This is a genomic window from Flexivirga endophytica, assembly GCF_014640635.1.
GTDB lineage: Bacteria > Actinomycetota > Actinomycetes > Actinomycetales > Dermatophilaceae > Flexivirga > Flexivirga endophytica.
This window is the reverse complement of record NZ_BMHI01000006.1, coordinates 57,707-80,280: the sequence shown is the minus strand read 5'-3', so window position 1 is coordinate 80,280 and position 22,574 is coordinate 57,707. Positions and strand designations below refer to the sequence as shown.

The window sequence follows — 22,574 nt, the reverse complement described above, 5'->3', positions numbered from 1 at the left end:
CAAATTCAGGCTGAATGCCCTCTCCTCTCGGTACATCCCCTGTCCTCTCGGCGTGGCGCGCCTATGGTGGCGGCATGGCTGATGGACTCGACGGACGCGGCACCCTGACCTGGCACGCCGGAGCCGACCGCAGCGACCTCCTGGCGAAGCCGGTCGTCGCGGCGCTCGACGCCGTCCCCGGTCTGGAGGTCAGCGAGATCGACCCGGAGCTCGCCGACACGGCCGCATTCTGCTCGGCATACGACTCGGCGCCGGAGCTGTCGGCGAACTGCGTCGTCGTCGCGGGCCGTCGCGGCGAGACGACCCGGTATGCCGCAGTGGTCGTCCTCGCGACCACCCGCGCCGACGTCAACAAGGCGGTGCGCAAGTTCCTCGACGTGCGCAAGTGCTCGTTCGCACCGATGGACGACGCCGTACACCTGAGCGGGATGGAGTATGGCGGGATCACCCCCGTCGGGCTGCCCACCGGCTGGCCGGTGCTCGTCGACGAACGCGTCGCGAACGCACCGGCCCCCGTGGTCATCGGCTCGGGCCTGCGCCGCAGCAAGTGCCTGGTGCCGCCGGACCAACTGGCCGGGCTACCGACCACGGAAGTCGGCGTTTTCGCCAGTTGACCGGCGGCGGGGCTCAGGCCAGCGCGTCGGCGGCTGCGGCCTGCGACGACGACCACCACTGGTAGTGGTCCAGCACGTCGTGACAGATCCGGTCCGCGGAATAGTCGAGGACGTCATAGGTACCGCCGCCGGGCAGCACCACCTCGAGGCTGGCCGTGGTGTCGTCCGCCTCGATCATTCGCGAGCCGTATGACGGTGCCTTCGCCCGCCGGACCCGCACGGCATAGCTGAACGACGTGCCCGCTTCGGTCCCCGGCACTTCCAGCGTCACGGCGTGCACGATCGGACCAGGCGCCGGGTCGGCGGTGACGATCCGCGCGTCGACACCTCGCTGCACCAACTCGTCGACCACTTCGTTCAGGGCAGGCAGCACCACGGTGTCCAGCCGCCGGGATGCCTGCTTGATGCTGACCGCACCCAAGGACCGGGTGATTCGGCTCCGCCAGGTGCCCGGCCGTCGCAGGTCCGGGCCGCCGATCGCGGTGGCGGGCAACGAGGTCCGGAACGCGGTGGCCTGCAGGCGTTCGGTCTCCAACGCGCGGTGCAGCCCGAGCATCACGAGGATCATCACCACTGCGAAGGGTAGCCCCATGATGATGGTGGCGTTCTGCAGCGCAGGGATCCCGCCGACCACCAGCATCGCGACCGTCAGCACGCCGGTGGCGGTGGCCCACAGGATCCGCATCCACGGCTTCGCGTCCACCTCCGAGTCGGGAAGGTCCGAGGAGAGGTTCGCCATCACCAGCGCTCCCGAGTCAGCGCTGGTGACATAGAACAGCAGGCCGACGAACGTGGCGAGGCCGACGAGGAAGAGCGGCAACGGGTACTGCTGCAGCAGGTCGAAGAACCCCTGCTCGGGCGAGTTCACCGCGCGACTGCCGAAACTGCCGTCACCGTCGCGGATCCGTTTGACCGCACTGTTACCGAAGATCGACACCCACATGATGATGTAGAGGAACGGGATGCTCAGCGTCCCGAACACGAACTGTCCGATGGTGCGGCCCTTGGAGATCCGGGCGAGGAACATCCCGACGAAGGACGCCCAGGCGATCCACCACGCCCAGAAGAAGAGCGTCCACGCGCTCATCCAGTCCTTCGGATGGTCATAAGCCATCGTGTCCATCGTCATACCGGGGAACATCGAGACGAAGTCGCCGACGTTCATCACGAGGGCGCGCAGCAGGAATGCGGTGCTTCCGGTGACCAGCACCCACAGGGCGAGACCGATCGCGAGGAGCACGTTCAGCTGCGACAGGAAGCGAATTCCCTTGTCGACACCGGAGATCGCGGAGACCGTCGCCATGAACACGGCGAGCGCGACCAGGCAGATCTGAGCGGGCAGGCCCTGGTCGATGCCGAACAGCACGTCGAGCCCGACGTTCAACATGACCACGCCGATGCCGAGCGACGTCGCGACCCCGAAGATCGTGCCCAGCACGGTGGCGATGTCGACGGCATCGCCCATCCGGCCCCGAATCCGCTTGCCCAGCACCGGATACAGCGCCGAGCGGACCGCCAGCGGCAGCCCCTTGCGGTGCGCGAAGTAGCCCAGCGCGATCCCCATCAGGGTGTACATGGCCCAGCCGGTGATGCCGTAGTGGAACAACGTCCACACGGTCGATTCCCGTGCCGCGTCCAGAGTTCCGCCCTTGCCCTGCGGTGGGTGCAGGTACTGCGTGGCGGGTTCGGCGACCGCGAAGAACATCACATCGGTACCGATGCCGGCGGCGAAGAGCATACAGGCCCACGAGAACGTCGAGAACTCAGGGCGATCCGAGTCCTTGCCGAGGCGCACCTTCGGGTACCGCACGCCGACATACACCACGAACACCAGCACGGTCGTGGCCAGGGCGATGTAGAACCAGCCGAATCCGTTGGCGATCCAGGACACCGCGTCACCGAGCAATGTGCCGGCGGAGTCGGTGTCCACCAGTGCCCACCCGGCGACCACCGCGGTGAAGACGCCGGACACGATCAGCACGGGCCACTTCGTGATCGGTCCGCCGACGGGCTCGTCGACGGCCGACGTCTGCGGGGCGTCGGTCTGATCGATGCTCATCGGGTCACCCCCGTGATGGCCTGCTCCGCACTGGGCACTGCCGTCTTGGCATCCCATGCCTGGTTGCGCGGGTCGCCCTGTGGATGGATCGGCATACCCGCACCGGCGCGGTAGACGGGCGCGTGCTCGGGAGCCAGCGGAGTGTTCCCGGCGATCAGGTCGGCCGCCTTCTCGGCGACCATCATCACCGGCGCGAAGATGTTGCCGTTGGTGATGGTCGGGAACACCGACGCGTCGACGACGCGTAGACCCTCGGTGCCCTGCACCCGCATCGACGCGGGGTCGACGACCGCTTGGTCGTCGGTGCCCATCTTCGCCGAACACGAAGGATGCAGAGCGGTTTCCGCGTCCTGGGCCACCCAGTCGATGATCTCCTCATCGGTCTGCACCGATGGTCCGGGCGAGAGCTCGCCACCGTCGAACGTGGCGAACGCGGGCTGGGCGAGGATGTGCCGCGCGGCGCGGATCACCTCGACCCACTCCTGCCGGTCGCGCTCGGTCGAGAGGTAGTTGAAGCGAATGGCGGGCTTGTGCCGCGGATCGGCGTCCTTGATGCGGACATGGCCGCGCACGTCGGAGTTCATCGGGCCGACGTGCACCTGGTAGCCGTGGCCGCCCTCGGGCGCGCTGCCGTCATACCGCACCGCGATCGGCAGGAAGTGGAACATCAGGTTCGGGTAGGCGACCTCGTCGTTGGTGCGGATGAAGCCACCGCCCTCGAAGTGGTTGGAGGTGCCGACGCCGCGGTTGAACAGCCATTCGGCACCGATGTATGGCGCCTTCCACTTCTTCAGCCACGGCGCGATCGACACCGGCTGGACGCAGCTGTGCTGCAGGTAGACCTCCAGGTGGTCCTGGAGGTTCTCGCCCACGCCCGGCAGCTCGACCCGCGGGGTGACCCCGGCGGACCGCAACGTCTCGGGGTCCCCGACCCCGGCGAGCTGCAACAACTGCGGTGAGTTGAATGCGCCCCCGCACAGAATGACCTCTCCCGCTTGCACTGTATGGCGCCGGCGCCCGGCTCGCACGAAGTCGACCCCGGTGACCCGATCACCCTGCCAGCGCAGCCCGGTCACCGTGGCCAGCGTTGCGATGTCGAGGTTCGGCCGGCCACGGACCGGCCACAGGTAGGAGCGGGAAGCGCTCATCCGGCTGCCGTGGAACACGTTGCGGTCGAAGGGCGCGAAGCCTTCCTGCCGGTAACCGTTCACGTCGTCGGTGCGGGGATATCCCGCCTGCTCGGTCGCCTCGAAGAACGCCTGGAAGAGCGGGCTGCTGGCCGGGCCGCGTTCCATCTTGAGGGGGCCTGACCCGCCGCGCCAGGTGTCGGCGCCCGCCATACAGGACTCCATACGCTTGAAGTAAGGCAGGCAGTGTGCATAGTCCCAGTCCTGCATCCCGTCGAACGTGGCCCACTTGTCGTAGTCGCCCGGGTTGCCGCGCTGGAAGATCATCCCGTTGATCGAGCTGGAGCCGCCGAGCACCTTGCCGCGTGCGTGCGCGACCCGCCGGCCGTTCATGAACGGCTCGGGCTCCGTCTCGTACGCCCAGTCGTAGAGCGGGTTCCCGGCCGGGAACATCAGCGCCGCCGGCATGTGGATCAGCGGGTCGAAGACGAAGTCCGAACGCCCCGCTTCGAGGACGAGCACGGAGGTTGATTCGTCGGCGCTCAACCGGTTGGCCAGCGCGGACCCGGCGGACCCACCGCCGACGATGACGTAGTCGTAGCTCTGCTTCATGATGCGTCTTCCTCCTGGAGGTCGATGAGCCTGGTGCCGAACGGAACTCAGTCGTTCTCGGGTATGGCGAACCAACCCGCCGGAGCGGGGCGGGTGTTGTGCCAGATGTGTTTGGTCTCCTGGTATTCGGCCAGCCCGTCGATGCCGAGTTCGCGACCGATCCCGGACTGCTTCATGCCGCCCCACTCGGCCTGTGGCACATAGGGGTGGTAGTCGTTGATCCACACGGTGCCGTGCCGCAGTCGGCCCGCCATACGCTCCGCGCGTCCGGCGTCGCTCGTCCACACGGCTCCGGCCAGCCCGTAGACGGTGTCGTTGGCGATCCGGGTGGCGGCGTCCTCGGCCTCGTCCCGGGTGGCACCGGAGAAGGTCTCGACGGTGAGCACCGGGCCGAACGACTCGTCGTGCACGCAGTCCATCGCGCCGTTGCAGTCGTCCAGCACCGTCGGCAGGTAATAGGAGCCTCCGGCGAGCTCTCCGCCGGCGCGCTCCCCGCCACAACGCAGTCGGGCACCCTGACGCACGGCGGCCTGGACGTAGGAGTGGACCTTGCGGAGGTGGTCCTCGCTGATCAACGGACCGGACTCGGCGCGCTCGTCGAACGGTCCCCCGAGACGGATGTGCCCGGCACGCCGGATGATCTCGTCGACCACCCGGTCGCGCACGGACTCCTCGACCACCAGTCGCGTCCCGGCCGAGCAGACCTGCCCGGAGTCGAGGAACACCGCAGTCACCGCGTTGTCGATCGCTGCGGGCAGATCGGCGTCGGCGAAGATCACGTTGGGGTTCTTGCCGCCGAGTTCGAGCGCGACCCGCTTCACGGTGCCGGCCGCGGCAGCCATGATGGTTCGTCCGGTCTCCACTCCGCCGGTGAAGGACACCATGTCGACCAGCGGCGAGGTCGTCAACGGTCCACCCACCGCGGCACCGCTGCCGAGCACCAGGTTCGCCACACCGGGCGCCAGGCCCAGGTCGCTCAACGTCCCGACCAGCCAACAGGCGGTCTGCGGGGTGAGCTCGCTCGGCTTGAGCACGAAGGTGTTGCCGGCGGCAAGCGCGGGTGCGACCTTCCAGGCGGTCTGCAGCAGCGGGTAGTTCCACGGCGTGATCAGGGCGCAGACCCCCACCGGCTCCGTGACGACCCGGCTGGAAACCTGCGCCATCCCGGTGTCGACGACGCGGCCGGCGTGCGCCTGGGCGAGCGAGGTGAAGTGGCGGAACACCCCGACGATGTCGTCCATGTCGATCCGGGACTCCAGCATCCGCTTGCCGGTGTCGAGCGACTCGAGACGGGCGACCTCGTCCTTCTCCTGCTCCAGCCGGTCGGCCAGCTGGTGCAGTAGGCGAGCGCGCTCCGACGAACTCGTGGCGGGCCACTCCCCTGCGTCGAACGCGCGACGCGCCGCGTCGACTGCCCGTGCTGCGTCGGTGGCGTCGCCCTCAGGAACGGTCGCGACGACGGATCCATCGGCCGGGCAGGTGATCTCGCGCTGTTGCCCTGATGCGGCTTCGCACCATTGCCCATCGATGAACATGCTCGACACAGGTGTCCTCCGTGACTCTCGCTGGTGCTGTCGGTGTGCGCTCGACCGCCGAGTCGCAGGCGGATTCGCACTCCTTATTCGATAACGACCGTTATAGCATAACGCGCGTTATGATTGTGGTGTGAGAACAGCCCCGGTGCGTGATCGGCTGCTTGATGCGGCCGACGAGGTCCTCTTCATGGACGGTTCCGTCTCGACCCCGGTCGACGTCATCCTGCGGCGGGCCGGCGCGTCGCCGCCGAGCCTCTACTCCCACTTCGGCAACAAGGAGGGGCTGATCACCGCGGCGCTGCAACGACGGCTGCGCGTGTGGACAGCGGTCTGGGACGACGAGATCTCCCGCGCGACCACTGATGCGGGGCGACTCCTCGCGCTCTGGCCGGCGCTTCGTGTCTACCAACGCGATCACCTGACCGAGCGGTGGTGCGCGTTCAGTGGTGCCGCTGCCGCCATACCGCAACCGAGTGCGCAGTTGACGACGGTCCTCACCGAAGAGACGCAACTACTACGCGACCGGCTGCTCGAGCACTCCCGGCTACTCGCCGGACGGAGAGCCAAGTCACTGGCCAGCGCACTGTTCATCGCCTACACCGGCACGATGGCCACGATGTTGCGCGAGCAATATCAGGTCGCGATCGACGAGGGTGAGGCGTCCGCCAAGGCCCTGGTCTCGCACTACACGACCGAACGGTGCTGACCCGCGCAGAGCGACAGTGGTCTCCCGACGGAAGAAGTCGCCGCTCGCGGTGGTTACCTTTAATCGGCTACTTCTTGAAGGGAACACCGCGTGACCGACGGACCACTGATCGTCCAGAGCGACAAAACCGTGCTGCTGGAGGTCGACCACCCTCTGGCGACGGAGGCGCGCCGTGCCATCGCGCCGTTCGCCGAGTTGGAGCGCGCGCCGGAGCACATGCACACCTACCGGGTGACCCCGCTCGGGCTGTGGAATGCCCGCGCCGCAGGCCATGACGCCGAGCAGGTCGTGGATGCGCTGATCCGCTACAGCCGCTACCCCGTGCCCAATCCCCTGCTGATCGACATCGCCGAGACGATGGACCGCTATGGACGGCTGTCGCTGCGCAAGGACGACGAAGGCCGGCTCATCCTGACCACCACGGACACGGCGGTGCTCACCGAAGTGCTGCGGCACAAGAAGATCGCGCCGATGATCGGCGACCGCCTCGACGACTCGAGTGTCCTGGTGCACCCCTCCGAGCGCGGTGCCATCAAGCAGCAGCTCATCAAGGTCGGCTGGCCGGCGGAGGACGATGCCGGATACGTCGATGGCGAGGCCCACGCGATCTCGCTCAACGAGGAGGGGTGGTCACTGCGTCCCTACCAGCAGCAGGCTGTCGACGGGTTCTGGCACGGCGGGTCCGGTGTCGTCGTACTCCCTTGTGGCGCAGGCAAAACGCTCGTCGGCGCCGGCGCGATGGCCGAGGCCAAGGCGACGACCCTCATCCTGGTCACCAACACGGTCTCCGCCCGGCAGTGGCGCGACGAGTTGCTGGCCCGCACCAGCCTCACCGAGGACGAGATCGGCGAATACTCCGGCGCCCGCAAGGAGATCCGGCCGGTCACCATCGCGACCTACCAAGTGCTCACGCACAAGCGCAAGGGCGTCTTCCCCCACCTCGAGCTGCTGGACGCCCGCGACTGGGGGCTGATCCTGTATGACGAGGTGCATCTCCTCCCCGCGCCGATCTTCCGGATGACTGCCGACCTACAGGCCCGGCGTCGGCTCGGCCTGACCGCCACCCTCGTGCGCGAGGACGGCCGGGAGTCCGACGTGTTCTCCCTCATCGGCCCCAAGCGGTATGACGCCCCTTGGAAGGACATCGAGACGCAGGGCTACATCGCGCCCGCCGACTGTGTCGAGGTGCGGGTGACGCTGTCCGACAGCGACCGAATGGCCTATGCCACAACGGAACCCGACGACCGTTACCGCTTCGCGTCGTGCGCGCCGGTCAAGGAAGCGGTCGTCGAGAAGCTCGTCCGCCAACACGACGGCCAGCCGACGCTGATCATCGGACAGTACCTCGACCAGCTGGACGCACTGTCCGAGCGGCTTGGCGCCGATCTGATCACCGGTGAGACCCGGGTCGCCCAGCGGCAGAAGCTCTTTCAGCAGTTCCGCGACGGCGAGATCAACAAGCTGGTGGTCAGCAAAGTCGCCAACTTCTCGATCGACCTGCCCGAGGCGAGCGTGGCCATCCAGGTCTCCGGGACGTTCGGCTCCCGCCAGGAGGAGGCCCAGCGACTGGGCCGCGTGCTGCGGCCGAAAGGCGATGGCCGCACCGCGCACTTCTACGCCGTCGTCACCCGCGACACCGTCGACGCGGAATTCGCTGCCCACCGGCAGCGCTTCCTGGCCGAGCAGGGCTACGCCTACCGCATCATCGACGCCGACGACATCCACGCGACCGACTGACCGAGGCTGGTTACGTTTCGGACAGGAAAATGAAACGCCGCACCATACTCCAGTGACGTCGTCTATTTTCTAATCGCGGCCAACGACTTGTGGGCCTGAAAGCACGCGCGTTGAAGGACGGCCCCCCATGAGCCGCAGACAAGGTCGTCATCGATCGAGCCAGCCGGCTGGTTCCACGCAGATCCGGCACCGAGTGGCGGACTCGCGCAACCGCGGTGCGATGGCAGCGATCGTCGCCGCAGTCTGCGTGCTCGCGGTCGCCGGCACGGCGGTGGCCGTCACCCGGCCCTGGCAGGACGACACCCGCTCCGCGACTCGGTCGAGCACCGCGGGAACGACCACGACGAAGCCGTCCAGCGGCGCGAACGCCCAAGTGGTGCAGGTCTGGACCGGCACCAGCGATACGAGCCTGATCAACAGACTGGCGGACACGATCGGCCCGGCATACCGCATCGCCCCGGCAAAGACGGCCGGTGACGCGGACGTCGAGCTGCGGCCGGGGACGTCCAACGACGACCCGGCGCTGGTCGCCACGAGCCCGGTCGTGCTGGCGATGCCGTCGGCGATGGCGACTGCCTTCGGAGCACCGACCACCGACAACCTGCAGGGTTGGTTCAACCGCAAGAACACCTGGTCCACCGAGGGGCACGCCGAGTGGGGAGACTTCCGGCTCGCCATTCCCGATCCGGCGACGTCCGCCACCGGCGCGATCGGGTATGGCGCACTGCTGACGGCCGTCAACGGAAAACCTGTCGGCAAGACGCCCGATTACACGCATCCGACCCCCGCGACGTTCGCCATGGTCCACGTCGAGCAACTCACGGTCGTGGAGAAGTCCGACTCGGCCGCACGTGACCTGTTGAACGCACCCGACACCGCAGCCTTCGCCAAGACCGCGAGCGCCGTGCTGAGCACCGAGCGCGAAGTCGCCGCCCACAACGCGCGAACCGGTGCCAACCAACTCGTCGGCGTGCCACTGCTGGGCGGGGCCGCCGCCGTGCCGATCGTGGCCACCCCGGCAAACGGTTTCAGCAAGTCGAAGTTCCAGGTGCTCCTCACGCACCTGCGGTCGCCGGCGGGTCAACAGGCGCTGCGCGCGAGCGGTTATCGCAGCCGCACCGGAGAACGCCCCGGCATCGACGGAGCCAGCGATCTGGCGAAACCAGCTGCCGTCACTGCAGATTCGTTCAAGACAGCACGCAGCGCGTGGCAGACTGCACACCGACGCAACTCCACGGTGGCGCTGCTGGACCTGTCCGGTTCGATGACCGAGAAGTTCCCCGGCACCAAGACGCCGAAGGTGGTGATGATGCAGCAACTGCTCAAGCTCGCCTTCACCCTCGCGTCGCCGCAGCAGCGGTCGACCATGTGGTTCTTCGCCAACCGCGCCAAGGGGCCGGTCTTCGACGACGTGCCGCTGGCGCTCGACAGCCCCGCACACATCAAAGACATCCACGCGGCACTCGACCGGGCCAAGCCCGGCGGCGGCACCCCCGTCTATCTGGCGATCGAGCGCGCCTACAAGTACGCAGTCGACCACTACACCCCCGGCAGGGCCAACCGCGTGATCGTGCTGTCCGACGGCGCCAACGAGGACGCCGGCAACCACGTCACACTGGCACAGGTCAAGGCGTATGTCGCCAAGTATTACGACCCGAAGAAGCCCGTCACACTCAGCATGGTGCTGCTCGACCCCGGCGGGAACTACAAGGGGCTCGAGCAGGTGGCCGCAGTGACCAAGGGCAGCGCGACGACACTCCGGAAGATGTCCGAAGCCCCGAACGTCTTCCAGGAGGCGCTGTTCGGCTGAACGACGTCAGTCCCGCAGGAACGCTAGAACGGCCAGCACGCGGCGATGACCGGCGGTGTCCTCCGGCGACAGTTGCAGCTTGGCGAAGATGCGCTGGGTGTGCTTCTCCACGGCGCCGGATGTGACGACCAGTCGCGCCGCTATCGCCGCGTTGGACATGCCCTGCGCCATCAGCGACAGCACCTCGCCTTCGCGAGGAGTCAACGATGCCAACGGATCTCGGCGCCTCGTCATCAACTGCGAGATGACCTGAGGGTCCAACACGGTGCCGCCGTGGGCGACCGACTCGACAGCGGCGAGGAACTCGTCGATGTCACCCACCCGGTCCTTGAGCAGGTAGCCGATCGATCCGGCACCGGCGGCGAGCAGCTCGTCGACATACGCCTCGACTACGTACTGCGAGAGCACCAGGATCGGCGCATCGGCCCACCCCTGACGGATCCGCACGGCCGCCCGCAATCCCTCGTCGGTGCCGCTGGGCGGCATACGCACGTCGGTGATCACCAGGTCCGGGCGCTCCCGCAACGCGGCCTCCACCAGTGCGGTGCCGTCGCCCACACCGGCGACCACCTCGTGCCCGGCGTCGCCGAGGATGAGCTGCACTCCCTCTCGTAGCAGCGTCGAGTCATCAGCCACCACGATCCGCATGACGTCAGGTTAGGGGAAACACCGCCAGCACCGTGGTCGGTCCACCCACCGGAGAGTCGATGGTCAGCGTGCCGCCGACCGAGCGGACTCGGCTCTGCAGCCCGACCAGGCCGCTGCCCTTCGACAGGTGCGCGCCGCCCCGCCCGTCATCGGTGATGGACACCACTAGGTCAATACCGTTGATCTGCAACGAAACCAGACCGCAGCGCGCCTCACTGTGCTTGGCCATGTTGGTGAGTGCCTCGGAGACCACGAAGTACGCGGACTGCTCGAGGTGCGGCGGCAACACCACCTGGCGCAGGTCGGCCTCCACCGTGACGGGGATCGTCGCACGCCCCGCCGCTTCGCGGACCGCGGCGACGAGGCCACGGTCGGCGAGCACCGGTGGCGCGATGCCCTTGGAGAGTGCGCGCAGCTCGTCCAGCGTCTCCTGTGTCGAGGCGATCGCGGCGCGCAGTCCGAGGATCGCGTGCGAGTCCTCACCGACCTGCCGCTCCATCCGGGCGAGGTCCATCTTCAGCCGGACCAACCGCTGCTGCGGGCCGTCGTGGATGTCTCGCTCCAGCCTGGACAGCTGCGCGGACTCGGCGACCCGCGCCGCCGCCCGGGTCTCGGTGAGCTCGGCGATCTTCGCCTCCTGCTGGGCCCGCCCGAGCAACGCGGTGGACACCAACCCCTGCGCGCGTGCCAGGCCGATGATCACCAACGGCGTGGTGATCAGGAAGATCAGTCCGATGCCGACATACGCAGCCGCAGCTGGGAGGAAGGAATGCAGCCCCACGAGGTCGGCCGGGTCCTGATTGCCGTTGTGGCCGTGGGTGATCCAGCCGTATGCCGGCCACGTGGTGGCCGCCACCGCGATCGACCACCAGGTGATGGTCAGCACCCAGGTGATCGTGGAGACGACCCAGGCGACCAGGGTCCAGACGACCTCGAGCCAGACGTTCGGGTTGCTGACGACGCGCACTGCGTAGTCCGTGAAGCGCTCACCCTGCGCGCGAGCCAGTCGTCGTACCGGTGGCGCCTCGAGACCGACCCAGCCCGAGACCATCCGGCGCTCGATCGCCGAGGACTTGCTCGCGACAGCGATCGCCAGCGGAACGGACAACGGTGCCAACAGGATCGACGTGGCCGTCGACACCAGCGTGACATTCAGGATGAAGACCGCGAGTTGGAACGGCCAGGCGATCAGCAGATACAGAGTGCTGGTCAGCGTCCGACGCACCAGCCTCGGCAGCCGGCCGCGGCCGACGTCTTCGAACGGCTCCGTCCCGGTCGCCACCTCGTCGCTCATCAACAGTGAATATGCCATGCCACAACGCTAGGAACCTGGCGTTCCGGAACCGATCCCGTGGACCGGTCAGCTGTATGTCGGGCTAGCCCGAGCATCCGGTCGGGTAGGGCAAGCCCCCATGGTGATCCCGTATCGAGACCGCGTGCACACAACCGGCAACGGTCGCTGGTTGGGTCCGGTCGGGCCCACACGGAGCCGCACCACGCGGGTCAGAAGATCTTGTCGAGGACGTCCTGCACGGGGGCGATCGCGAAGTAGATCACGAAAAGCCCTGCGATCAGCCACATCAGCGGCGGCACCTGCTTCACCCTGCCGCGCGCCAGCTTCACGACCACGAACGCGATGCAGCCGGCGCCGATGCCGACGGTGATCGAGTAGGAGAACGGCATCAGCACGATGATGAGGAACGCCGGGATCGCGATGTCCCAGTCGTGCCAGTCGATGCCGCCGACCTGCTGCATCATCAGGAAGCCGACCAGCACCAGTGCCGGGGTGGCGGCCTCGTAGGGCACCACCTCGACCACCGGCGACAGGAAGGTCGCCAGCAGGAACAGCGCGCCGGTGACCACCGCGGAAAGACCGGTGCGGGCGCCCTCGCTGACTCCTGCGGAGGATTCGATGTAGCCGGTGTTGGAGCTGACCGACGCCATACCGCCGGCGGCTGCGGCGACAGAGTCGACGACCAGGATCTTCTGCGCGTCGACCGGGGTGCCGGTCTCGTCCAGCAGGTCACCTTTGCTGCCGATGGCGACCATTGTGCCCATGGTGTCGAAGAAGTCCGCCAGCACGAGGGAGAAGATCAACAGGAGCGCGGTGATGACGCTGATCTTGCCGAACGATCCGAAGAGGCTGAAGTCGCCGAGCAACCCGAAGTCCGGCGTCGCGATCCAGTCGGTCGGCAGCTTCGGGACGTTGAGCCCCCAGCCGGTCGGGTTCTTCGGGTTCTGGCTGCCGGGTTTCCAGATCGCCTGGACGATGACTGCCAGCACGGTGGTGCCCAGGATCGCAATCAGTATGGCGCCCTTGATCTTCCGCACGTAAAGGGCGATCACGGTGATCAGTCCGACGCAGAAGACCAGCAACGGCCAGCCGTCCAACCTACCGTTGACGCCCAGCTCGACCGGCGTGCCCGCACCCGCTCGGATGAAGCCCGAATCGAAGAACGCGACGAAGGTGATGAACAGGCCGATGCCGACGCTGATCGCGGTCTTCATCGGCGGTGGCAGCGCCTTGAACGCCGCGACCCGGAAGCCCGAGAGCACCAGCACCAGCATGACGATGCCCTCGAGCACGACCAGGCCCATCGCGTCGGCCCAGGTCATATCGGGCAGCGCGGCGATGGAGAACGTCACGAAAGCGTTGAGCCCCAGGCCTGTTGCGATCGCCATCGGATAGTTCGCAATCGCGCCCATCAGGATGGTCATCACGCCCGCGACCAGTGACGTGGCCGCCGCGACCTTCGCCAGCTGCGGGTCGCTTCCTCCGCCCAGGAACGAGCCGTGACCACCGTCGTCCTTGACCGTGCCGATGATCAACGGGTTCAGCACGATGATGTAGGCCATCGCGAAGAAGGTGACGAGACCACCTCGGATCTCGCGGCTGACTGTCGACCCCCGCTCGGTGATCTTGAAGAAACGGTCCAACGCGTTCGGCGCGAGGGCGGGTGAACTCATGGGCAGCAGGGTACCTGCGACCGGACACTCACTTCCTCACGCGGCGCACGCGAACACGCCGAGCGCGATGAAGACGCAACCGGTCGCGCGATTGACCAGCAACTGCGCACGCACCGACGCCTTCAACCGCCGGCTGAACGAGCCGGCGATCAACGCGTAGCTCGTGTCGCAGACGACGGCCAGCACGACGAAGCAGCACCCCAGCACCATCACCTGACCGGACATGGATCCCCGCACCGGTTCGACGAATTGGGGCAGGAAGGCCAGGAAGAACAGCGCCGACTTCGGGTTCAGCAGGTCCACCAGGACACCGTCACGGTAGAGGCGGCCCCTCGTCACGACGCCTTCCGCCGATGCCCCCTCCGGCCCGACTGCTGCTCGAATCTCGCGAATCCCGAGGAACACCAGGTAGGCGGCCCCGCCATACCGCAGTGCCGCGTAGACCGGATGCGATGCTGCCACGAGCGCGGCCACGCCTCCGGCGGCGGCACACATGTGCAGCATCGCACCCGTCTCCAGGCCGAGCATCGAGACCAGCCCGGCCGCCCGACCGTGCGCGATGCTGCGTGACATCACATACGCGACGGACGGGCCGGGGACCAGCAGCACGGCGAGCGCCGCACCCATGAAGGTGATCAACGTGTTGCTGGTCGGCATCCGCGCACTCCCCCAAGTGCGATCACATCCCCCATGACACTCAGCTCGCCGCGCGGTGGACGAACCCCTCGAGCGAGATGGTGATCTCGTCCCGATTGTCGCGATGGCGCATGCAGTATCGCGTTGGATACCAACCGGATTGCTGGAACGCCTCCGCCTGTTTGATCGGCACGCAGGCGTCATCGCGTGTCCCGTCCGCGAGCTCGTCCAGGTACTGCTCGGTGATCATCGGCTCGTAGAAGGTCACGTCGCGATCCCAGGTGCCGTAGATGAACGTGTGGGTGAAGGGCTTGCCGTGGAATTCCGGCCCGGTCCGGTCGATCAGGTGGTTGCCCATCCCGGGTGACTGAGCGTCCAGATCCTCGAAATCACTCGGCCGGTACTTCGCGGCCGGTAGTTTCTTGCCGAGCTCGAAGTCCTCGCAGTTGACCAGCTCCGGGCACGGCCCCGGACGGATGGCGCGGCGTGAGGCGTCGGCCTGCAGGTAGAAGTGGGCGTCGAAGTGCGGCCGGTCATAGACGTTCGGCGGGCCGTGCCCGTGCGGGTTCCAGTCGATCATCAGGTACTTGAACGGCGTCTCGACGTCACGTCGGAAACTCCCGTCCAGGTCCAGCACGCTGCCGTAACCGTTGGCGCACTCCATCATCGGGTCGACCGTGCCGTCGCCGTTCTTGTCGTAGCACCACTTGCCGTCGGTCGGCGGATCGTGCGGCAACCCGCGCAGCGTCGACGTCGGCAGGACGACGCCGATCGCGGCGGGCTTGCCGTGCTCCTGCTGGCTGTATGCCGTCAGTCGCCCGTCACCGCGCGGGGCCGACTCGCCATACGCCGCACACGGCCCTCGGTATGACGCCGTCGTCCGCAGCAGAGTCGCCACGAGGAACGCCGGCACGCGCACGGTGTGCTCGAAGCTCGGAAAAGCCTTGGGCGCCAAGCACATTGTGACGAGGTGACCACGATTGGGACTCGCCACCGCAGTGGCTCGGCCCGAGCCAGGCAACACGGCGGCGGTGAGTGCCAGTGCCAGGACTGCGACCAACGAGAACATCCGCCGGCTCAGTCCAATGTGTCGCTCGCTGCGCTCGCTCATCGGCCCACCTCCGTGTCGAGCGGCTTACGGCCGGCGGTCATGACCATCCGCATGAACGGCCAGGCCCGGAACCGTGAATCGCGCATCAACAGATGGAACCGGCTGATCTCGTCCCGGGTGACGCCTTCCTTGAGCAGTAGCGGCTCGGCCTGTGCGACATGTGTGCTCACCAACAGCGCCGCAGCGTCGCCACCGGTCACCATCGGCGTGTACTCGAAGCCGCGGATGTCTCGCAGCCCAGCAGCCACGAAATGCTGCTCCACCTCGTGGGCCCACTCCCAGGCGGTGCTGACCCGTCCGGTGAGCCTCACTCCCGCGCCGACGACGCGGTGCGCCAGTTCCGCATCGGCGTCGCTCGGCGCGGACAGGACCTCCTGCGGCCGATTGGGAGACTCGCCGAGAACGAGCAGCCCGCCGGGCGCCAGCGCGTCGACCAGCATCCGGAGAAGGTTCTCCCGGTCTCGTAGGTGCATCAACACGAAGCGGGCATGGATCAGGTCGAACGGGCCGTCCGTGGGCACACCCGCACCGATGTCGTGCCGATAGACCTCCACCTGTGCCGGTACGTCGAGTTGCGCGGTGGGCGACGTCGACGGCGACGACCCGACCAGCCGCGCCGACCCGATCGGCCAGCCAACGGCAGATCGATCCCGACCCAGGCCCGACCTCCACGCACCGTGCGCCTGGCGTGACCCCGACATCGTCGAGGAATCGAGTCGTGATCGGGTCGAAGATCTGCTCTATGTGGCCGACCTGTTGCCGACCTTGGGGCGACGCGCTGTCGAAGATGTAGTCGCTCGTCATGGTGTCTCCCGTCATCGCGTCTGCTCCGCGTCCCCGGCCCGCTTACGGCCGGCGGTCGTGACCAGGCGCAGGAACGGCCAGGCCCGGAACCGCGGATCGCGCATCAACGCGTGGTAGCGGAACAGTTCGTCCTCAGTCAGCCCCGCGTCCAGGAGCAACGGCTTGACCTGTGCGACGTAGGTGCCCATGAGGAGTGCACCGGCGTCACTGCCAGTCACCATCGGGCTGTACTCGTTGCCGCGGATGCTCACCAAACCGGCGGCCGCCATGCGCTGCTCGACGGCATACGCCCAGTCGAGTGCGACACCCGCCGCGGAAACCACGCGCAGGCCGGTGCGCAGCACGCGGTCCGCCAGTTCGGCGTCGGCTGCAGTGGGCGCGGCGAGGACCTCCTGCGGTCGGTCGGGCGTCTCGCCCAGGACGAGCCAGCCGCCGGGAGCGAGTGCGTCGACGAGGTCGCGGAGGATGCCTTCCCTGTTGGGCAGGTGCATCAGCACCAGTCGTGCGTGGATCAGGTCGAACGGGCCGTCGACCGGCAGGCCGTCCCTGATGTCGTGCCCGTGGACCTGGACTCTGGACGGCACATCAATCTGCTCGGTGTCGAGGTCCACGGCGACGACCTGACCCGTCGGCCCGACCCGGTCGGCGAGCCATCGGGCGATCGATCCTCCTCCTGACCCCAGGTCCAGGCACCGGTTGCCGGGCCAGACGCCGATGTCGTCGAGGACGCCCGTGGTGATCGGGTCCAGCAGTGTCTGCAGGTGGTTCAACTGCTGACGCCCCTGGACCGACGGGCTGTCGAAGACGTATTCAGTGGTCGTGGTGTCGCTCGTGGTCATGCGTGAGTCCCCCTGTGGCTCCGTGTGGTGATCCACGCAGCCTGAGAGGAGGCGCTTTATCGCTGGTTCATCCGCGCTACACCGGCGGCGTTCAGAGCTGGCGGGCGATTACGTCCGGGGTGGCGGGCACCGGCTCGGCCAGCAGGGAGTCGTACTCCTCGCTGCCGATGAGGCCGAGCTCGTAGAGGATCTTGGCCGACCGGTCCCAGCACCCGCGTGCGGTCCGGCCGTCACCCTGCTCGTGCCGGGCGCGGCCGAGGCCCCAGAGGTGTTCGGCCTCGAAATAGGTGCGGGCGTTGCCGGAGTCGCGGTCCATCCGCAGCGCTCGCTCGAACTGAGTGACCGCTCGCGTGAGATCACCGGATCGCCGGTGCAGGTCCGCGACGTTGCCGACGAGCACCCCGGCGTGCCAGAGGTCGCCATACCCTTCGGCCATCGCGATGCCTTCCTCATGCGCCGCGATCGCCGCTTCGAGATCGCCCAACGCCGCCGCCTGTAGGCCGATCGCGATCAGGCAGTCGAGTTGGCCTTCGCGGACCTCGAGCTCCCGGAAGATCGCCAGCGCGCTGCGGGCACATTCGATGCTCTCGAGGCCCTGGCCGGTGCCACTGAGGGCACGGGCGAACACGCGCAGGGTGGTGGCCTCGCCCCTGCGCTGGCCGACCTTCCGCCAGTGCGCGAGCGCACGCTCCAGATGCGGCACGGCCTGGGCGGGACTGCCGAGCAACGCATTGATCCAGCCCAGGTCGTTCTCCAGCAGCGCTCGGTGATCGCTCGCGTCGTCATCACCGAGAGCTTCCAGCCCGGCGACGATCAGCTCTTGCAGCTCGTACCACCGGCCGCGGGTGTTCATCGGCGCGAAGAGCACGGCGGCGAACGCCGCTGCCAGTCGTGGACCGTCCCCGGGCAGCGTCGCGGCCCGCCGCGCCGCGGCCACCAGGTTGGTGATCTCGCGCGACAGCCACTCACCGATCTGCGCGTCGCCGGTGAGCCGGTGCCCGGTGTTCTCCAGCCCCGAGGGCGCGAACCGCCACCGCCAGCTCTCCGGCGACTGGTGCAGCTCCGCACTCAGCCCGGTGCCGAGATACCACTCCAGGGCTCGCCGCACCGCACCGTCCCGAGCCTCCTCCGGGTCCTGCTGCTCGGCCTGCTCACGCGCGAAAAGCCGCAGCAAATCATGCAATCGGTATCTGCCCGGCGTCCGCGACTCGGCCAGTTGCGCGTCCACCAACTGGTCGAGGGTCGCCTCCGCCTCGCGCTCGGTGCAGCCGGCCAACGCGGCGGTCACCGGCACCCCGGCGTCCACCCCGGGCAGCAACCCCAGCAGCCGGAACGCGCGCGCCGGCTTGGCGGGTATGTCGGAGTAGCTGACCTCGAAACTGGTGCGCACGGCCCGATCCGGCACTTCCAGCTCGTCCAGGCGGCGTTGCTCGTCCGACATACGACGCACGAGTTCGGCCACCGGCCAGTGCGGTCGACGCACCAGCTTGCCGCCGGCGATCCGTAGGGCCAGCGGCAGGAAGTCGCACAACCGGGCCAGCTCTTCGGCCTCCGCCGGCTCGGCACGCAACCTCCCCGCGCCGGCGACGCGTTCGAGCAGGTCGACCGAGTCCGGTCCGCTGAGGGCACCGAGCTGGAAACTGGACGCTCCGTCCAGCGCCGTCAGCACGCTGCGGCTGGTGATCAGCGCCGCCGACCGGGTGCCGCCCGGCAGCAGTGAGCGCACCTGCGCCTCGTCGACCGCGTCGTCGAGGACGACCAGGAGCCGGCGGTCGGCGGTCAGCGTGCGCAACCGGGCCGATGCCTCGGCGATGTCCCGGGGCGTCTCGAAGTCGGCGTCGCCGAGGGAGCGCAGCAGACGGTCGAGTGCCTCCCAGACCCCCAGCGGCCGCTCCCCCGGTGTGGCTCCGCGCAGGTTGAGATAGAGCTGGCCGTCCGGGAAGTCCGCGGAGACGCTGTGCGCGGCTTGCAACGCGAGCGCGGACTTGCCGACGCCGCCCGGGCCGGCCACCGCGACGATCGGGACGGCGCGGCCGCGAGCGCCCGCGAGGTTCTTGCCGATGGCGTCGAGGTCTCCCGTCCGGCCGGTGAAACTGCTGTCGGCGGGCGGCAGTTCGGCGGGAACGGGTCGCGTCCTGCTTGTCGCCGCGGCGGCCGGCGGGGCGAGGTTCGGGTCCTCGTTGAGGATCCGCTGGTGCAGGTCCTGCACCGGCCGGCGGGGCTCGACGCCGACCTCTTCGACCAACTGCGACCGCAGGCCGCGGTAGGCGTCGAGCGCCTCGGTCACCCGGCCGGAGCGGTGCAGCGCGAGCATCTGCTGCTCGACGAAGCGTTCGCGCAGCGGGTGGCGCGCGGTCAACTGCTGCAACTCGGGCACCAGCCGGGCGTGCAGCCCTTGGCGCAGGTCGTCGTCGATGCGTGCCTCGAGCGCTCCGAGGCGGAGCTCGGCGAGCCGATCGGCCTCCTCGCGCACGACCTCGAGGTCGGTCATGCCGTCATACGCCTCGCCGCGCCAGAGCGCGATCCCTTCGCGGGCTTCCTCGGCCGTGAGCATCGCCTCGAAGCGGCTCGAGTCGATCTCGTGCGGCTGCACGAGCAATCGATATCTGCCGTCGCTGTGCGCCAGCCGGCCGTCCCCGAGCAACCGGCGCAACCGGTGGACGTAGACCTGCACGTTGGACCGCGCGGACTGCGGCGGGCGGCCGGCCCAGAGCACCTCGATGATGCGGTCCACCGACATCTCGTGCCGATCGGCCGCGAGGAGTATGGCGAGCAGTCGCGCGGGCTTGGTCGGAGGGATCTCGACCGGCGAGCCTCCGTCGTCATGGACCTGTAGCGGGCCCAATACCCCGAACCACATGGAATCCGAGCCTATAGCGACGTCGCCGGGTTCGGCGGCTGCGAGTCGACGGCTTCGGGGGTGCCATAGGCTTCCTGTCGTGAACGAGCCGACGCCCGAGGAGCCCACCGGGCCTTCCGCCGACGACCTGCTCCCGGTCAAGGTCGATGTGTTGCGGGTGGTGGAGATCGGCACCGCACTGTGGGTGATCGCACTGGTGTCGACCCTCGTCATACCCGCGCTGCACGGTGACGGCCGGGACTGGTGGCCGTGGACGTGCGTCGCCGGAGCCGTCCTCGGCAGCCTCGGGTGGGTCTACATCAAACGGGGCCGCGGCAACGCCAGCGCGGCATAACGCCACCCGTCGGTCGGGTCACGGACATGTGCGGGGCGACTTCCCAGGCCGGTCGCAGAGGGTACAAGGTGGGGGTATGACGGCAGACGCTCTGCAGGACTCGACAACGTTCGTGCTCTTCGGTGCCACCGGAGACCTCTCGCGACGCAAGCTCCTACCGGGGCTGTTCCACCTCTTCGACACGCACCTGCTCGCCGACCTGCGAGTGATCGGCACCTCACTGGAGGACATGAGCCGCGAGGAGTTCGTGGAGTTCGCGAAGAAGGCGATCGCCGAGTTCGGCAAGCATCCGACCGACACGAAGGTGTGGGACGCGTTCGCCAAGCGCCTCTACTACGTCCCGGGGTCGGCCGGCCCCGCGGCGTTGCGCAACGTCATCACCGAGGCGGAGCAGGACATGGCGCCGCCGGTGCAGCGACTGCACTATCTGAGCGTGCCGCCCAAGGCAGCGCTCGACGTCGTGCAGACGCTGGAAGCCGCCGACCTGGTCAAGGGCTCCCGGGTCATCATGGAGAAGCCCTTCGGCACCGACCTGGCGAGCGCGGTCAAGCTGAACGCCGCCGTGCACGCGGTCTTCGACGAGGAGCAGGTCTACCGCATCGACCACTTCCTGGGGAAGGAAGCAGCACTCAACATCCTTGCGTTCCGCTTCGCCAACGGTCTCTTCGAGCCGATCTGGCACCGCAACTTCATCGACCACGTGCAGATCGACGTGCCGGAGGTGCTGGGGTTGGAGGGCCGCGCCGGCTTCTACGAGGGCACCGGCGCCTACCGGGACATGGTCGTCACCCACCTCTTCCAGGTGTTGGCGTTCACGGCGATGGAGCCGCCGACCTCGCTGCTGCCGGAGTCCATCACCGAGGAGAAGAACAAGGTCTTCCGGTCGATGCTGCCGCTCGACCCGGCCAATGTCGTGCGCGGCCAGTACCAGGGCTACCGCGACGAGAAGGGCGTCGGCGCCGAGTCCGAGACCGAGACCTTCGTCGCGCTCAAGTGCGAGATCGACAACTGGCGCTGGGCCGGCGTGCCGTTCTACCTGCGCACCGGCAAGAAGCTCGCCGAGGGCCAGCGGATCATCTCGATCGCGTTCAAGGAGCCGCCGAAGTCGATGTTCCCGGCCGGGTCGGGCGTTGCGCAGCAGGGCCCGGACCACCTCACCTTCGACCTCGCCGACGAGGCACGAGTCTCGTTGTCGTTCTACGGAAAGCGGCCCGGGCCGGGCTTCCGGCTGGACAAGGTGTCGATGCAGTTCGCCGTGCAGGACACCGATTGGGCGGGCTCGGTGCTGGAGGCCTACGAACGTCTCATCTACGACGCCGTCCGCGGTGACCGCACCCTCTTCACCACTGCCGACGGCATCGAGCGGCTGTGGGAGATCAGCCAGCCGCTGCTGGACAACCCGCAGCCGGTGCGGCCCTACGCACCCGGTTCCTGGGGTCCCAACCAGATCCACCAGCTCATCGCCCCCAACGCGTGGCGACTACCCTTCGAGCGCAAATGGCGTGAGCCGACGGCCTGATCCTTGTGCTTCTCAGTTCTTCGCAGAGCTGCGCAGGTGTCTTCTCGTCATACGGTCCACTTCTCGTGGCCAGTCACCACTCCTTCGCTCTTCGTTCCACCCAATCGGCTCAACTCAGGTAGCAGACGGCGTCGGGGTCGTTGAAGGTCCGTTCGACGCCCGCGGTGTTGTTCGCCGTGTTCGCGTCGGGGTTGGTCATGGAAAACGTGGTCGTCTCCCCCTCTGTGCCGAGGATCTTGTAGACGTAGACGTGCAACCGCGTCGCGGCGGTGATCTCGCGTGTCGTGACGAAGGTCGCCTGGGAGGCGTCGGCCGACACGACCACGTCGGCGATGCCGTCGGTGCCGCCGTTGAGGTCCGTCATGATCGACCCCACGGTCAGGTTGCTTGCCCGCCCCGGAATTTGTTGGCGCAGAACGAAACTGCGCCCGGCAGGCACCGGTGTCGCTCCCACGGTGAGCTCGAAGTAGGCGAAGACGGAGCCGAACATGTCACCGGTAGGTAGGCATCCCGCGGCGACGGCGAGGTCGAACTCGGCGGTCGACGCAGATGCGGCGGGCGCCGCTGCCGCTACCGCGACCACAGGCACGGACCAGGCGGCACTCTTGGCGAGTTGACGACGTGACAGTGCAGACATGTGTTTCCCCTTGTTCCAG

The 22,574-nt window shown here is 67.9% G+C and carries 18 protein-coding genes; 6 read left to right on the top strand and 12 right to left on the bottom strand.

Features of this window, described 5'->3' with window-relative positions; translation table 11 throughout:
• Window positions 1–74: 74 nt before the first annotated feature.
• Window positions 75–614, top strand: a complete 540-nt coding sequence (locus tag IEX71_RS18730; RefSeq protein ID WP_188838603.1) for a YbaK/EbsC family protein — start codon at window positions 75–77, stop codon at window positions 612–614.
• A gap of 13 nt (window positions 615–627) precedes the next feature.
• Here IEX71_RS18730 and betT read toward each other — a convergent pair whose 3' ends face one another.
• From betT to IEX71_RS18715, 3 genes are read right to left on the bottom strand one after another with little or no spacing between them, the layout of a single operon-like run.
• Window positions 628–2,673, bottom strand: coding sequence for a choline BCCT transporter BetT (gene betT / locus IEX71_RS18725; protein WP_188838602.1), 2,046 nt, complete (start codon window positions 2,671–2,673; stop codon window positions 628–630).
• Complete coding sequence (gene betA, locus IEX71_RS18720) at window positions 2,670–4,412, bottom strand: choline dehydrogenase (RefSeq protein ID WP_188838601.1); 1,743 nt, start codon at window positions 4,410–4,412, stop codon at window positions 2,670–2,672. The genes betT and betA overlap by 4 nt, the downstream gene beginning before the upstream one ends.
• 47 nt (window positions 4,413–4,459) lie before the next feature.
• Window positions 4,460–5,947 carry an aldehyde dehydrogenase family protein gene (locus IEX71_RS18715; RefSeq protein ID WP_229749893.1) on the bottom strand — a complete coding sequence of 496 codons (1,488 nt, stop codon included), beginning with the start codon at window positions 5,945–5,947 and terminating at the stop codon, window positions 4,460–4,462.
• Between the two features lie 130 nt (window positions 5,948–6,077).
• Here IEX71_RS18715 and IEX71_RS18710 point away from each other — a divergent pair, with 130 nt between their 5' ends.
• The 3 genes from IEX71_RS18710 to IEX71_RS18700 all read left to right on the top strand — a co-directional run bounded on the left by IEX71_RS18710 (window position 6,078) and on the right by IEX71_RS18700 (window position 10,200).
• Complete coding sequence (locus IEX71_RS18710) at window positions 6,078–6,653, top strand: TetR/AcrR family transcriptional regulator (RefSeq protein ID WP_188838599.1); 576 nt, start codon at window positions 6,078–6,080, stop codon at window positions 6,651–6,653.
• Window positions 6,654–6,743: 90 nt separating this feature from the next.
• Complete coding sequence (locus IEX71_RS18705) at window positions 6,744–8,390, top strand: DNA repair helicase XPB (RefSeq protein WP_188838598.1); 1,647 nt, start codon at window positions 6,744–6,746, stop codon at window positions 8,388–8,390.
• A gap of 127 nt (window positions 8,391–8,517) precedes the next feature.
• On the top strand, window positions 8,518–10,200 hold the full coding sequence (locus IEX71_RS18700) for a vWA domain-containing protein (RefSeq protein ID WP_188838597.1): 1,683 nt from the start codon (window positions 8,518–8,520) through the stop codon (window positions 10,198–10,200).
• Window positions 10,201–10,206: 6 nt separating this feature from the next.
• Here the strand turns inward: IEX71_RS18700 and IEX71_RS18695 are convergent, their stop codons facing one another.
• The 8 genes from IEX71_RS18695 to IEX71_RS18660 all read right to left on the bottom strand — a co-directional run bounded on the left by IEX71_RS18695 (window position 10,207) and on the right by IEX71_RS18660 (window position 20,065).
• Window positions 10,207–10,848 carry a response regulator gene (locus IEX71_RS18695; protein ID WP_188838596.1) on the bottom strand — a complete coding sequence of 214 codons (642 nt, stop codon included), beginning with the start codon at window positions 10,846–10,848 and terminating at the stop codon, window positions 10,207–10,209.
• Window positions 10,849–10,852: 4 nt separating this feature from the next.
• Window positions 10,853–12,160, bottom strand: a complete 1,308-nt coding sequence (locus IEX71_RS18690; protein ID WP_188838595.1) for a sensor histidine kinase — start codon at window positions 12,158–12,160, stop codon at window positions 10,853–10,855.
• A gap of 191 nt (window positions 12,161–12,351) precedes the next feature.
• The gene (locus tag IEX71_RS18685) at window positions 12,352–13,815 is read right to left on the bottom strand and encodes an NCS2 family permease (RefSeq protein WP_188838594.1); all 1,464 of its coding nucleotides are present in this window, start codon (window positions 13,813–13,815) and stop codon (window positions 12,352–12,354) included.
• A gap of 36 nt (window positions 13,816–13,851) precedes the next feature.
• Window positions 13,852–14,472: a LysE family translocator gene (locus tag IEX71_RS18680; RefSeq protein ID WP_188838593.1), complete on the bottom strand. Its 621-nt coding sequence runs from the start codon at window positions 14,470–14,472 to the stop codon at window positions 13,852–13,854.
• Window positions 14,473–14,512: 40 nt separating this feature from the next.
• Window positions 14,513–15,562, bottom strand: a complete 1,050-nt coding sequence (locus IEX71_RS18675; protein ID WP_188838592.1) for a hypothetical protein — start codon at window positions 15,560–15,562, stop codon at window positions 14,513–14,515.
• Complete coding sequence (locus IEX71_RS18670; protein WP_188838591.1) at window positions 15,559–16,263, bottom strand: class I SAM-dependent methyltransferase; 705 nt, start codon at window positions 16,261–16,263, stop codon at window positions 15,559–15,561. Before IEX71_RS18670 ends, IEX71_RS18675 begins: the two co-directional genes overlap by 4 nt.
• 114 nt (window positions 16,264–16,377) lie before the next feature.
• The gene (locus tag IEX71_RS18665; RefSeq protein WP_188838590.1) at window positions 16,378–17,205 is read right to left on the bottom strand and encodes a class I SAM-dependent methyltransferase; all 828 of its coding nucleotides are present in this window, start codon (window positions 17,203–17,205) and stop codon (window positions 16,378–16,380) included.
• 91 nt (window positions 17,206–17,296) lie between these two features.
• Window positions 17,297–20,065 (bottom strand): AfsR/SARP family transcriptional regulator, encoded by a 2,769-nt coding sequence (locus tag IEX71_RS18660; RefSeq protein ID WP_188838589.1) that lies wholly within the window; start codon window positions 20,063–20,065, stop codon window positions 17,297–17,299.
• Window positions 20,066–20,144: 79 nt separating this feature from the next.
• Between IEX71_RS18660 and IEX71_RS18655 the strand changes: the two genes are divergently transcribed.
• Together IEX71_RS18655 and zwf are read left to right on the top strand one after the other, a co-directional pair.
• Window positions 20,145–20,399 carry a DUF2530 domain-containing protein gene (locus tag IEX71_RS18655; RefSeq protein ID WP_229749863.1) on the top strand — a complete coding sequence of 85 codons (255 nt, stop codon included), beginning with the start codon at window positions 20,145–20,147 and terminating at the stop codon, window positions 20,397–20,399.
• A gap of 76 nt (window positions 20,400–20,475) precedes the next feature.
• Window positions 20,476–21,918 carry a glucose-6-phosphate dehydrogenase gene (gene zwf / locus IEX71_RS18650; protein ID WP_188838587.1) on the top strand — a complete coding sequence of 481 codons (1,443 nt, stop codon included), beginning with the start codon at window positions 20,476–20,478 and terminating at the stop codon, window positions 21,916–21,918.
• Window positions 21,919–22,027: 109 nt separating this feature from the next.
• Here the strand turns inward: zwf and IEX71_RS18645 are convergent, their stop codons facing one another.
• Window positions 22,028–22,555, bottom strand: coding sequence for a hypothetical protein (locus IEX71_RS18645; protein ID WP_188838586.1), 528 nt, complete (start codon window positions 22,553–22,555; stop codon window positions 22,028–22,030).
• Between the last annotated feature and the right edge of the window lie 19 nt (window positions 22,556–22,574).

Excerpts from the sequence above, each read along its gene's own strand:
- IEX71_RS18730 (WP_188838603.1), top strand. The coding sequence starts at position 75 with ATGGCTGATGGACTCGACGGACGCGGCACCCTGACCTGGCACGCCGGA.
- zwf (WP_188838587.1), top strand. The coding sequence starts at position 20,476 with ATGACGGCAGACGCTCTGCAGGACTCGACAACGTTCGTGCTCTTCGGT.
- IEX71_RS18715 (WP_229749893.1), bottom strand. The coding sequence starts at position 5,947 with ATGTTCATCGATGGGCAATGGTGCGAAGCCGCATCAGGGCAACAGCGC.
- IEX71_RS18645 (WP_188838586.1), bottom strand. The coding sequence starts at position 22,555 with ATGTCTGCACTGTCACGTCGTCAACTCGCCAAGAGTGCCGCCTGGTCC.
- IEX71_RS18665 (WP_188838590.1), bottom strand. The coding sequence starts at position 17,205 with ATGACCACGAGCGACACCACGACCACTGAATACGTCTTCGACAGCCCG.
- IEX71_RS18700 (WP_188838597.1), top strand. The coding sequence starts at position 8,518 with ATGAGCCGCAGACAAGGTCGTCATCGATCGAGCCAGCCGGCTGGTTCC.
- IEX71_RS18675 (WP_188838592.1), bottom strand. The coding sequence starts at position 15,562 with ATGAGCGAGCGCAGCGAGCGACACATTGGACTGAGCCGGCGGATGTTC.
- betA (WP_188838601.1), bottom strand. The coding sequence starts at position 4,412 with ATGAAGCAGAGCTACGACTACGTCATCGTCGGCGGTGGGTCCGCCGGG.
- IEX71_RS18690 (WP_188838595.1), bottom strand. The coding sequence starts at position 12,160 with ATGGCATATTCACTGTTGATGAGCGACGAGGTGGCGACCGGGACGGAG.
- IEX71_RS18660 (WP_188838589.1), bottom strand. The coding sequence starts at position 20,065 with ATGTGGTTCGGGGTATTGGGCCCGCTACAGGTCCATGACGACGGAGGC.
- IEX71_RS18695 (WP_188838596.1), bottom strand. The coding sequence starts at position 10,848 with ATGCGGATCGTGGTGGCTGATGACTCGACGCTGCTACGAGAGGGAGTG.
- IEX71_RS18685 (WP_188838594.1), bottom strand. The coding sequence starts at position 13,815 with ATGAGTTCACCCGCCCTCGCGCCGAACGCGTTGGACCGTTTCTTCAAG.
- betT (WP_188838602.1), bottom strand. The coding sequence starts at position 2,673 with ATGAGCATCGATCAGACCGACGCCCCGCAGACGTCGGCCGTCGACGAG.
- IEX71_RS18680 (WP_188838593.1), bottom strand. The coding sequence starts at position 14,472 with ATGCCGACCAGCAACACGTTGATCACCTTCATGGGTGCGGCGCTCGCC.
- IEX71_RS18670 (WP_188838591.1), bottom strand. The coding sequence starts at position 16,263 with ATGTCGGGGTCACGCCAGGCGCACGGTGCGTGGAGGTCGGGCCTGGGT.